The sequence below is a fragment of the Massilia sp. FBCC-B171 genome (assembly GCF_059134155.1).
Genome location: NZ_CP101443.1, coordinates 3,095,496 through 3,106,975 on the forward strand (window position 1 = coordinate 3,095,496; position 11,480 = coordinate 3,106,975).

At 67.3% G+C, this 11,480-nt stretch carries 11 protein-coding genes; 7 read left to right on the forward strand and 4 right to left on the reverse strand.

Going from position 1 to position 11,480, the window contains the following annotated elements; translation table 11 throughout:
• Positions 1-42: 42 nt before the first annotated feature.
• Positions 43-1,266 carry an AMP-binding enzyme gene (locus NMB41_RS13990; RefSeq protein WP_494378423.1) on the reverse strand — a complete coding sequence of 408 codons (1,224 nt, stop codon included), beginning with the start codon at positions 1,264-1,266 and terminating at the stop codon, positions 43-45.
• Between the two features lie 175 nt (positions 1,267-1,441).
• On the opposite strand from NMB41_RS13990, the gene NMB41_RS13995 reads away from it, so the two are divergent.
• From NMB41_RS13995 to NMB41_RS14015, 5 genes are all read left to right on the forward strand, one after another.
• Positions 1,442-1,834, forward strand: a complete 393-nt coding sequence (locus NMB41_RS13995) for a phosphonate transporter (protein ID WP_494378424.1) — start codon at positions 1,442-1,444, stop codon at positions 1,832-1,834.
• Positions 1,831-3,201 (forward strand): sensor domain-containing diguanylate cyclase, encoded by a 1,371-nt coding sequence (locus NMB41_RS14000; protein WP_494378425.1) that lies wholly within the window; start codon positions 1,831-1,833, stop codon positions 3,199-3,201. Before NMB41_RS13995 ends, NMB41_RS14000 begins: the two co-directional genes overlap by 4 nt.
• A complete protein-coding gene (locus tag NMB41_RS14005; protein ID WP_494378426.1) occupies positions 3,164-4,984 on the forward strand; it encodes a putative bifunctional diguanylate cyclase/phosphodiesterase in 1,821 nt (606 codons plus the stop codon). Before NMB41_RS14000 ends, NMB41_RS14005 begins: the two co-directional genes overlap by 38 nt.
• Before the next feature lie 152 nt (positions 4,985-5,136).
• Entirely contained in the window at positions 5,137-5,457 is a 321-nt protein-coding gene (locus NMB41_RS14010; RefSeq protein ID WP_494378427.1) for a hypothetical protein, read from the forward strand.
• 150 nt (positions 5,458-5,607) lie between these two features.
• Positions 5,608-6,561, forward strand: a complete 954-nt coding sequence (locus NMB41_RS14015; RefSeq protein WP_494378428.1) for a 5'-nucleotidase — start codon at positions 5,608-5,610, stop codon at positions 6,559-6,561.
• A gap of 13 nt (positions 6,562-6,574) precedes the next feature.
• On the opposite strand, the gene NMB41_RS14020 is transcribed toward NMB41_RS14015, so the two are convergent.
• Complete coding sequence (locus NMB41_RS14020) at positions 6,575-7,528, reverse strand: GGDEF domain-containing protein (RefSeq protein WP_494378429.1); 954 nt, start codon at positions 7,526-7,528, stop codon at positions 6,575-6,577.
• On the reverse strand, positions 7,525-8,856 hold the full coding sequence (locus NMB41_RS14025; RefSeq protein WP_494378430.1) for a hypothetical protein: 1,332 nt from the start codon (positions 8,854-8,856) through the stop codon (positions 7,525-7,527). The genes NMB41_RS14020 and NMB41_RS14025 overlap by 4 nt, the downstream gene beginning before the upstream one ends.
• A gap of 176 nt (positions 8,857-9,032) precedes the next feature.
• Between NMB41_RS14025 and NMB41_RS14030 the strand changes: the two genes are divergently transcribed.
• On the forward strand, positions 9,033-9,782 hold the full coding sequence (locus tag NMB41_RS14030) for a DNA-binding protein (RefSeq protein WP_494378431.1): 750 nt from the start codon (positions 9,033-9,035) through the stop codon (positions 9,780-9,782).
• A gap of 23 nt (positions 9,783-9,805) precedes the next feature.
• Here the strand turns inward: NMB41_RS14030 and NMB41_RS14035 are convergent, their stop codons facing one another.
• The gene (locus tag NMB41_RS14035) at positions 9,806-10,273 is read right to left on the reverse strand and encodes an Lrp/AsnC family transcriptional regulator (RefSeq protein ID WP_494378432.1); all 468 of its coding nucleotides are present in this window, start codon (positions 10,271-10,273) and stop codon (positions 9,806-9,808) included.
• A gap of 233 nt (positions 10,274-10,506) precedes the next feature.
• Between NMB41_RS14035 and NMB41_RS14040 the strand changes: the two genes are divergently transcribed.
• Positions 10,507-11,445 carry a DMT family transporter gene (locus tag NMB41_RS14040; protein ID WP_494378433.1) on the forward strand — a complete coding sequence of 313 codons (939 nt, stop codon included), beginning with the start codon at positions 10,507-10,509 and terminating at the stop codon, positions 11,443-11,445.
• Positions 11,446-11,480: the final 35 nt, after the last annotated feature.

The following is an 11,480-nucleotide window of genomic DNA, read 5'->3' on the forward strand; positions in this document are numbered from 1 at the left end:
ACAGACCTGCACTGCCGGAACCTGGGCGCCGCGCGCGCTCGGCTATGCCCAGGCATCGATGATCCAGTCGGCCGGCTTGCCGCCCGGCTGGCGCGGCAGCGAGGACCCGAAGGAAAACGCCGCGGGCCGTTCGGGCGGCGTCAGGCGTTCGGCGATCCAGCCATCGAGCTCCGCACGCAAGGCAGCAGGCGCGACGCCTCTTGCCGCCACCACGAAGGCTTTCAGGCGCGTGCCTTCATCGATGCGCATCGGGCGCACGGCGCACTCGCGCACGCCCGGGTGCATGGCCAGCACCTCGGCCACATAGGCTGGATATACATTGGTGCCGCCGACCTGCACCGCCTGGTCGATGCGCCCGGTCGGTACAAAGCGCGCGTCGTCAAACCAGTCGAACCGGTCCTGCAGCTCGAAGCGCTCCGTTGAACCGTTCACGGTGCGCTCGATCGCATTGTCCAGCCCTGCCCGGCGCCAGTAAGGCAACAGCCGGTACGGCTCCCCCGCCCCATCGCGCCAGCCGACGCCTGCCGTCTCCGAACTGCCGTAGACCTGCAGCAGGCGCAGGCCGCCGGCGGCCAGGGCAAGCGCCGTGGCGTCCGGACAGGACGCGCCCGAGCTCACGCCAATCACATCCTGCGGAAACAGCGGCGCCAGCGCCGCCACCTGGTTCCAGAAATCCGGATGGCCGACCACCAGGTCGCCCGGCCAGAGCAGCGCCGCCAGCGAAGCGGGAGACGAGCCGCGCAGGTCGAGCACGGGCAGCGGCGCGGCGCAGGCCTGCGGCAGCAGCACTGTAAACAGGAAGCCATATATATGATGGGCCGGCACCGCGCCGAGGATGCGGCGCCGGCCTGGCATTAGCTGCGCCAGTTCGTCCACCTCGCGCCACAGTCCCGCCAGGCGATGGCTGCAGCGCTTCGGCGCGCCCGAACTGCCCGAGGTACGGAAGGTCAGCACGGCATCGTCCAGGGCCAGGCTGGCGCGCGCCGTGGCGATCCAGTCCGCCAGCAGGGTCTGGGCGAGCAGCGCATCATTCATGCCGGCCCGGGCAAACCCGAGCAGGTCGGCCAGGGAAGTCGCGGCACTCATCAAATCCAGCGAATCGGCGCCCAGGTCGGCGGCGAGATCGATTCCGTCCAGCCAGCCAGGCGCCGGCGGCAGGCTGCGCCCGGGACGTGCCGCGGCCAGTTCCGCGGCGACGAGATCGCGCACGACACGCGCCAAGGCGGGGCCGTGCTGCCACCAGGGCGGATGCACACTCCGTTCCATTCTTTCCAACCTGACAAATAAAGATGGGCGATGTTGAACGCAAGTCGCCCAATGTGTCAACCGCACGCTAGAATTGTGTCTGCGAGCGCCTTGACGATTGACACAAGCGCTAGGCCATGCCAACATTTGTTTCCATATATCAATTTATCAAATCGAGCCCCCAGTCGGAAAATTCATGACCAGTCCCACCCCTACCTTCGACACGCGCGGCTTGGCCGACATTCTCGACGCCAGCAGCCAGGAACAGATCGACACCTTCGACTTCGGCGTGATCGGTTTCGATTCCGACGCCAACGCCAACGTCCAGCGCTATAACGCGTTCGAATCGCAGGCAGCCGGGCTTTCGCCGCAGCGCGTGCTGGGCGAGCCGATGTTCCTTAACGTCGCGCCTTGCCTGAATAATTTTCTGGTGGCCCAGCGCTTCGAAGACGCGCTCGAAGACGGCAGCGAACTGGACGACACGATCGATTACGTCCTGACGCTGCGCATGCGCCCGGTCAAGGTCAAGCTGCGCCTGCTGGCCAGCGCCGCCAGCGGCACCCGCTACGTCCTGGTCCAGCGCCGGTGATTGCGCACGACGACAGCGTGGAGAGCCTGCGCGCCGAACACGAAGCGCTGATGCAGTTCCTCTACCTGGCACCGGTCGGACTGGTGCAGGCGGGGATCGACGGCGAGATCGTGATGATCAATCCGATCTCGGCCCAGCTCCTGATGCCGCTGTCGCCCGACGGCTGCCTGACCAACCTGTTCACGGCACTCGAAAGCGTGGCCCCCGGCCTGCGCCTGCAGTGCAGCCAGTACCCGGCCAGCCACGGCATGGTCTTCGAAGGCCTGCACATCCATTTGCGCGCGGACGAGCGCGCGCGCAGCAGCACGCCGCAGATCCTGTCGCTGACCCTCTTGAAGCTCGACGACGCGCGCGTCATGGCCGTGATCAAGGACATCACGGCCGAGATGCGGCGCGAACGCCAGCTGCGCCAGAGCGACGCCTGGCTCAACGCCATCCTGACGCGCATCAGCGACTACGCCCTGGCCGCGCTCGACCGCGACGGGCGCCTGTGCGACTGGAACGACAGCATCGCGCGCGTGACCGGCTTTGGCGACCACATTGTCGGCTCGCCCTATTCGGTCTTCTATCCGCAGGATGCGATGACGGACGAGCACCTGCTGGACCGCCTGCGCGAAGCGGACAACAACGGCTGGAGCATGGACGAAGGCCTGCGCCTGCGCGCCGACGGCAGCCAGTTCTGGTGCAGCGCCCTGATCGCGCCGCTGCCGGACCGCGAAGCCTTCGGCGACGACCCGCACGCCCCCGCCTACTGCCTGATCCTGCGCGACATCAGCGACAAGCGCGCCGCCACCGAGAAGCGGCGCCAGGCAGCTTTCTGCGACCACCTGACTTCCCTGGCCAACCGGCGCGCCTTTTTCGAAGCGGCCGAGCAGGAAGTCGACCGCGCCGCGCATACGCCGCGTTCGCTGGCCCTGATCGTGTTCGACGCCGACCACTTCAAGCACATCAACGACCGCCATGGCCACCCGGCCGGCGACCGCGTGCTGTGCGACCTGGCCAATGCGCTGCGCGATACCTTCCGCGCGGTCGACACGGTGGCGCGCCTGGGCGGCGAGGAATTCGCCGTGCTGCTGCCTTCGACCGGCATCGAGCAGGCCCTGGCCAGCGCCGACCGCCTGCGCGCCCAGGTGGCGACGCGCCTGGTGGCGGTCGACGGCGTCGAGATTGCCTACACGGTGAGCGCCGGCGTCGCCGTGCTGGAAGCCGGGCCGGACGACAAGGCGGGCGGGATCGACGCCCTGCTCAAGCGCGCGGACGAGGCGCTGTATCTGGCAAAATCGCAGGGACGCAACCGCGTCGCCCCATGGACTCCGGAGCTCTCCACGCATGAAAACCCTCCACAGCGAAGCCGCAATGCAGGTTGAACAGATCGACGCCTACGAGGCGCTTGTCCAGTTCCTGTACCGCGCCCCGATCGGGCTGGTGCAGACAGGCCGGGACGGCGCTGTCGAGATGCTCAATCCCATGGCCTCGAACCTGCTGATGCCGCTTGCACGCGACGGCGGACTGGATAACCTGTTTTCCGTGCTGGAAGAGATCGCGCCGCAGGTGAAAGCCATGGCCGACGCCTTCGGCCAGCCCTCTGGCGTGGTCTGCGACGCCCTGCGCGTGCCGCTTGGCGAGGGCCAGTGCGCCCCGGGCACGCCGCAGGTGCTGTCGATCAGCCTGATGAAGCTCGACCCTGAGCGCCTGATGGCGGCGATCACCGACGCCACGCTGGAAATGCAGCGCGAGCAGGAAAACCTGCGCCGGCGCCTGCGCAGCGCCGCCCGCACCGACACCCTGACCCGCCTGCCGAACCGCGCGGCCGCGGTCGAGCAGCTGCAAGGCCTGCTCGACCGCAGCACGGCGCGCCCCGGCGGCGACAACCGCTTCGCGCTGCTGTTCCTCAATTGCGACCGCTTCCGCCAGATCAACGACACCCTTGGCCAGAGCGCCGGCGACCGGCTCCTGATGGCGGTCGGCGACAGCCTGCTGGCGGCGCTGGCCGACCGCATGCGCGCCGGCGGCCTGCCCGCGAATGGCCGGGTCGACCCGGCGGCCGGCGGCGCGGGCCTGGTGGCGCGCGTGGGCGGCGACGAATTCGTGGTGCTGCTCGATGGCTTGCGCCATCCCGACGAAGCCGAGCGCCTGGCCCTGCGCCTGCTCGACACGCTGGCGCGCCCGCACCAGATCGACGGCCATGAAGTGGCCTGCCGCGCCAGTATCGGCGTGTTCTGGGACCAGGGCCAGGGCGGCGACGCCGACGAAGCCATGCGCGACGCCAGCATCGCGATGATCGAAGCCAAGCGCGCCGGCGGCGCGCGTCACGTCGCCTTCGAACCCGCCATGCGCGAACGCGCCGCGCACCGCGCCGACATCGAAGCCCAGCTGCGCACCGCGCTCGCCGAAGAGCAGCTGTTCGTGGTCTACCAGCCGGTGGTGGGCCTGAATGCCGACGGCTCGATCGACCACTCGGCCGGCGTCGAGGCGCTGGTGCGCTGGCAGCATCCGACCCGCGGCCTGGTGCCGCCTTTCGATTTCATCGGCATTGCCGAGGAATGCGGCCTGATCGACCAGATCGGCGACTTCGTGCTCGAACGCGCCTGCGTCGATTTCATGCGCTGGCGTGCGGCACTCGGCCATGCCGCGCCGCGCCTGATGGCGGTGAACCTGTCGCGCGCCCAGCTGGCCCAGCCCGACTGGGCCGCCAGCGTGGCCGCCATCCTGGCGCGCACCGGCATGCCGGCCGCCAGCCTGCAGCTGGAAGTGACGGAAAGCCTGGCCGCCCAGGACGAACATATCCAGGTGCGCCTGCACGAACTCAAAGGCCTGGGCATCAAGCTGGCGCTGGACGACTTCGGCACCGGTTATTCCTCGCTGTCGAGCCTGCACCTGCTGCCGGTCGACACGGTCAAGATCGACCGCTCCTTCGTGTGCAAGGCCGACACCAGCCACCACCACCGGGTGCTGATCGAGGCAACCGTCAAGGTGGCGCAAAGCCTGGGCATGAATACGGTGGCCGAGGGCATCGAAACGGCTGCCCAGCTCGATGCGGTGCGGGCCCAGTCCTGCGCCAAGGGCCAGGGCTATCTGTTCAGCCGGCCGCTGGTGTCGAACGCGCTGGTCGAGTGGATCGGCGCCCAGCAGGCCGGCTTGCGCGCCTGAGGCTGTCCGGCGGGTGCTGCACGCTGAAAGCTGGTCGCCTATTTCCATTGACTGTCCGTCAACTCCTACATGCTCTGGCGTCGCCTTCCTATAGCACTTGCAATCGAGCGCCCGCATGATGAAGTTCTCGACATCCACGGAGGATAATAAATATGAAACGTGCAACTTTAAGCCTGATCGTCGCCGCCACCATGGGCCTGAGCCTGGCAGCCTGCAAGTCCACCGACACTATGGACACGTCGTCCGGCTCCAGCACCTCGGGCGCGACCAGCGGCTCGAGCATGCAGGAACGCGGTAACCCAAGCACGGGCGCCACCGGCAGCACAGTAACCACCGACTCGACCGCGCCGGCACCAGCACCAGCGGGCGCCGCCGGGACCACCGGTACCATGGGTACGACCGGCACCACGGGCACAACCGGCAGCATGGGCACCACCACCCCGCCGCCTAGCACCACCGGCACCGGCCGTTAAACGTTTTCACGGTACGCCTCCCCTGCGTACCGTGCGGGCCGGCCAGCCGGCCCGCTGCATTCTCTCTTCTCCAAACTTGTCAGGTAGAATCGAGCCATCCACATGGCCGAGGCTACCCATCAATGAACAACCCGTTTGCGCGCTGACGGCATGGCGTTTCCCATTGAACAAAAACTCGTGATCGGGATCGCCTCGAGCGCCCTGTTCGACCTGTCGGCATCGCACCAGGTCTATCTCGACGAGGGTCCCGAAGAATACCGGCTGTACCAGGAACAGCATCTCGACACCATACTCGCCAAAGGGGTGGCTTTCCCCTTCATCCGGCGCTTCCTGAACATCAACAAATGCTTCCCGCGCGAGTCGCCGGTCGAGGTCGTGCTGTTTTCGCGCAATTCTCCGGAGACGGGGCTGCGCGTGCTGCGCTCGATCGCCCATTACGGGCTCGACATCTCGCGTGCGGCCTTCATGACCGGCAAGTCGCCGTATTCCTACCTGCCTGCCTTCAACGCCTCGCTCTTCCTCTCCGCGAACGAGGAAGACGTGAAAAGCGCGATCGCCGTGAACTATCCGGCCGGGCTGGTGCTGCCGTCGCAGATCGACGACGGCGACGACGACCCGGACCTGGAGCTGCGCGTGGCCTTCGACTTCGACGGCGTGCTGGCCGACGACGAATCGGAAACCGTCTTCAAGCAGGGCGGCCTGGACCAGTTTCACGCCCACGAAACCCTGCACATGGGCCGGCCGCACAGCCCGGGCCCGCTGGCGAACATGTTCCAGAAGCTGGCGATGATGCAGCGCCTGGAAGAACGCGCCCAGCGGCGCGACCCGAATTACCGGCGGATCGTGCGCATCGCCATCATCACGGCGCGCAGCGCGCCCTCGCACGAGCGGGTGGTCACGACCCTGAAAAGCTGGGGTGTGTCGGCCGACGAAACCTTCTTCCTGGGCGGGATGGACAAGTCGCGTGTGCTGGGCGTGTTCAAGCCGCACATCTTTTTCGACGACCAGCTGACCCATCTGCGCGCCGCGCCCGGCGGGACCATCCCGATGGTGCACGTGCCCTTCGGGGTGGCGAACCGGGTGGCGGCGCCGGCGAACGCCTGAAGGCGCTTGCCGTTTACGCTTGCAGGGCCTGGCCGCCCGCGTCCACGACCCGGTTGCGCCCGCCCTGCTTGGCAGCATACAGGCGGCGGTCGGCCAGTTCGATGAAGCCATGTTGGGTGTCGTGCGCACCCGGCACGATGGTCGCGATGCCGATACTCACGGTGAGCACGTCGGCCACGCGCGAATTGCGGTGCGGGATGGCCGCGCGCGCCAGCATGCGGACAAAGCGCGCCGCGATGGTCTGCGCCGCTTCTTCGTTCGTCCCCGGCAGCACCATCACGAATTCCTCGCCGCCCAGGCGCGCGCACAGGTCGCGCGTGCGGGTGGCCGTGTCGTCGAGCAGGCCTGCCACCTGCTTCAGGCACAGGTCGCCCTGCGGGTGGCCGTAGCTGTCGTTGTACTGCTTGAAGAAGTCGATGTCGAGCATGACCAGCGACAGCGGCTCGCCGCAAGCGCGCGCCTTGCTCCATTCGACGTCGAGGATGCGGTCGAACGTGCGGCGGTTCGCGATGTCGGTGAGCGCGTCGCGGTAGGACAGCGTCTCGAGCTCCTTCTGCAGCTGCAGGATCTTGTCCTCGGCCGCTTTGCGTTCGGTGATGTCGAACATGAAGCCGATCAGGCAGTCGACGCTGCCGTCAGGACGGCGCTTGACGTGCACCACGTCGCGGATCCAGACCAGCTCGCCCTCAGCGGTCAAGGCCCGGTAATCGGCTTCGTGGTCGACGCCTTCCATCGACTGGGCGACGCAGAAGTCGACCGTCTTCTGGCGGTCGTCTTCGTGAATGCGGTCGGCCCAGTCGGTGACCGTCTGCCAGCTGTCCTGGCGCCAGCCGAGCAGCGTTTCGATCTGCGGGCCGATATACGTGAAGCGCATGCTGTCCCAGTCGATCTTCCATGGAATGGCCTTGGTCGACTCGAGCAGGGTGCGGTAGACGCCGGGATCGTCGTAGGTAGGTGTTTGGCTCATAGTGTCTCGAAGGAGGCGGTGAAGGTCGGGGCCGCGGGCATGGCCAGCGCGCGGCGGTGCAGGTCGAGCAGCTCGGCAGGCTTGTCGTAGGCCAGCCGCAGGCCGGCGCGCAGGTCGCGCCGCATCAGGCGGATCATCCAGTCCAGCACCTCGTCCGGAAACGATGCGGCCGGCCGGCCGGTGACTTCGGCCAGCCGGCCGGCGATCACGGGACGGTCGCTGACCACCGGGCAAATGCGGTAGCCATAGCGCCCGCCGATGCGCTCGGGCGGCAGGTCCATCGGGCGATCAGCCAGCTGGCGGAAGAAGCCGAGCGTCAGGCGGTAGGCGTTGCGTCCGAATACCGGCACGTCGTCGGGCACCGGCTGGCCGGAGTCCAGCTCCTGCAGGCTGGTCGCCAGCGGCAGCAGGCGCTCGACCTGGTAGGCCGCCATGTGCGGGTTGCCGATCCGGACCAGGTTGGCGATCAGTTCGCCCAGCGACGCGTGGCCGATGATCGCGGCCTGTTTCGGGATGCCGCCCCAGACGCCGTCGGCGCCGCGCAGCAGCGCCTCGATCACCGAGGCGTTCTCGTAACCGGCGCCGGCGTGCACGTGGACCACCAGCTTCTTCGGCTGCGGCAGGCAGCGGCGCGCAATGGCCACGCAGGCCCCGACCTGGAAGGGCAGATAGGTGCCGCGGTCGTCCTCGATGCTGACGCCCTCGATGGCTTCAGCGGCCAGCATCGCCAGCAGCGCGCAGCTGCGTTCCAGGTTGTTGGTCAGCGCGTCGCAGCCGTCGACGATGTTGATCAGGATGCGCGGCGCGCCGCCGGCGTCGCCGGTGATGTTCGCGTGCAGCCAGGCGATGCTGGCGCGCAGGTCGCGCACCAGCGTATCGAAGTCGTACAGCGGCGCCATGCCCGCGTCGCTCAGGTAGATCTCGTGCAGGGTGTTGGGCACCTTGTAGGCCTGCAGCTTGCGCATCGAGAGCGAAGGCTGGAAGCTGCCGTCGGGCGCGTGCGTCCCGATGTCGGTGAAGGCGAAGCAGCCGCTCATGTCGGCCTCATGGTCGCGCAGCCAGGCCATGAAATCGTCGTCAACTTCCGGCTCGTCCGGCAGCGCATAGTCGAGCGAACCGAGGTGGATGTTCTTCATGCCGAATGCGCGCAGCTGCGGCAGGATGCGCAGCTTGTCCGCCAGCGTGTGGCCGATGCCGGAACCGACCGGGTTTTCGCGCAGCGAAATATCGATCAGGTAGGGGTCGATGGCGCGCAGCTGCGCCAGTTTCTGGCCGGCGTCGTCGAGCAGTGCGCGGGCGTCGTCAAGGAGAGCGGCGTGGTTGTCCATCGGTTACATATTCGATAAAACTAATGATGTTACATCATGATAATGACATATTCTTACATTGAGGCAAGAACGCCACAGTCCGGGACCGCCGGCGGCGCATATCGCTCCCGCATGCCGGGCGAGAAGAGCGGCTCGCGTATCATGTGGGCTCATCACAACGCATTCACTTTTCGCCCATGACCACGGATTCACCCAGCACGGAAATCAGTTTCGACGACGCCGCTGCCGCAGCAAGCGCTTTACAGGATGCCGGCACGCCGGTCACGCTGGAGGCTCTGCGCGCAGCGCTGCCGGGCGCATCGACAACAAGCCTGGCCCGTCATCTGCGCGCCTGGCGCGCCGAACACGAACCCGCGCCCGCCCCGCCGCCGGCCGAGATGCCGGCCGCCCTCCTCGCCGAGCTCGCCAAATGGGCGCAGCAGCATGCCGAACAGGCCGGCGCCGGCCCGCGCGCGGCACTGGCGCAACTGGAAGGCGATCTCGACGCGGCAATTGATGAAGCCGAGCGCCTGGAAGAAGAACGCAGCGAGCTGCTGGCCGAGGTCGACAACGCGTCGGCCGCACGCGAAGCCGCGCAGGCCGTGGCCGACGAACGCAGCGAAGAGATCGAACGCCTGATGGCCGAACTGCGCAATGCGCGCCAGATCGCCATGGACGCCCTGGTCGGCAAGGCCAAGGACCAGCTGGCGATCGACGGCAAGGACGCCCAGCTGGCCGACCTGCGCGGACAGCTCGAGCGCAGCGTGACGGCCTCTTCGGCCCAGTCCGATGCGCGCCTGGCCGCCGAGATGGAACTGGTCGGCGCGACCACCGCGCGCGACAGCCTGGCGCTGGAAGTGAAGGAGCTGCAGGCGCAGCTGGCGGCGGCGAAAAGCGACCGCGGCGCACTGCGCATGGAGCTCGACAAGCTGCGCAAGGCGAAGTAAGCGCCTGCCGTCGGCCTGGGCGTTTACGGCGTGACCGACACCGTGCGCTTCAGGCAGCGCAGCGTAAACGTCGAGCGGGTGTGCTTCACGCCCGGCAGCTTGTAGAGCTTCTGGCGCAGGAAGCGCTCATAGCCTTCCGTCCCCGACACCGCCACCTTGATCAGGTAATCGTATTCGCCCGAGAGCAGGTAGGCTTCCATCACTTCCGGCAGCTCGGCCAGCGCGTCCGAAAACGCCTGGAAGATCTCGTCGTCATGGCGGTCGACCGTCACCTCGATGATCACCGTATCCGGCAAGCCCAGGGTGCGCTGGTCAAGCACGGCGACATAACCCGTGACGTGTCCCGATTCTTCCAGCGCGCGCACGCGGTGCCAGCAAGGCGTGGGCGAGAGGTTCACGGTCTCGGCCAGCTTCTGGTTGCTGATGCGTCCATCGCGGCTGAGCGTGCGCAGGATCTTCCTGTCGATCTCGTCGAGTATTCCGTCCTTCATCCTGCAGCTCCTCCTGTCTATACGAGTAGGATTAGATAATCCTTCTACATTTTAGCCGAAACATAGAAGGAATATCGAAGATCCGGGCAAATCGCCCGGGGATACGAAAGAATATTTTTTGTGCGCTGCAGTAAAATTCTGGTCCGCCATCCCCGCGGGGCAAGAAGCCCGGTTTCACCCAGTTCGAACCGGCATTCGACCCCGCATTGCAGCATCCAGAATCAGGAGTTGTCGTGTCAGAAGCAGTATCCCGCGCAGGCGCAGGAAGTTTAACCCTCGGTTCGCTCAACGCCGAGCTGCCGCTCATGCTGGTCACCCCTGCGCTGTTCGCCGCGAACCTGCTGGTCGCGCGCTGGGCCGAGAGCGCGGCCCTGCCGCCGCTCTTCCTCGCCTTCGGCCGCTGGGCGCTCGCCTTTGCCATCCTGCTTCCCGCCGTCGGTCCGCGCCTGTGGGCCCTGCGCCACGTGATCATGGCGAACTTCCCGCGCCTGATCCTGTTGGCGGGTCTCGGCATGGGCCTCGCGGTCGGCCCCCAGTACATCGGCGCGCGCCAAACGAGCGCAGCCAACATCGCCATCATCTTCGCGGCCTGCCCGGCGCTGGTGATGCTGCTGGAAACCCTGGTCTGGAAGGCGCCGCTGGCGCGCAAGCAGGCCGGCGGCATGCTGCTGGCCATTGTCGGCGTGCTGGTCGTGCTCTCGAAAGGCGATATTTCCGCGCTCGGCGGCCTGGCCTTTGGCGCCGGCGACCTGTGGGTGGTGCTGGCCGCCTGCGGCTGGGCGCTCTATACTGTGCTGGGCAAGCGCCTGCAGCTCCCTAGCCTGCCAAGCAGCGTCAAGCTGATGGCCTTGATCGGCGGCGGCGCCCTGGTGCTGGCGCCCTTCGCGGTGCTGGAAGCCTCGCTTGGCAACGTGGCCAATTTCCACGACCCGCGCCTGTATATCGCGCTGGCCTTCCTGGCGACCGTGCCCAGCCTGGGCGCCTATTTCTGCTTCGACCGCCTGGTCGCGATTGCCGGTCCGGCGCGCGCCAGCCTGTCGGTCTACCTGATCCCGCTGTTCGCCACCCTGGCCGCCTGGCCGCTGCTGGGCGAAGCGCCCAAGCTGTACCATGCGGCGGGCTTCGGCATCATCCTCGCAAGCGTGCTGTTCGCCACGCGCAAGGGCCGGTAAGACGGCGCCTCGCGTGCGGCGCGCGCGCGGGTGGG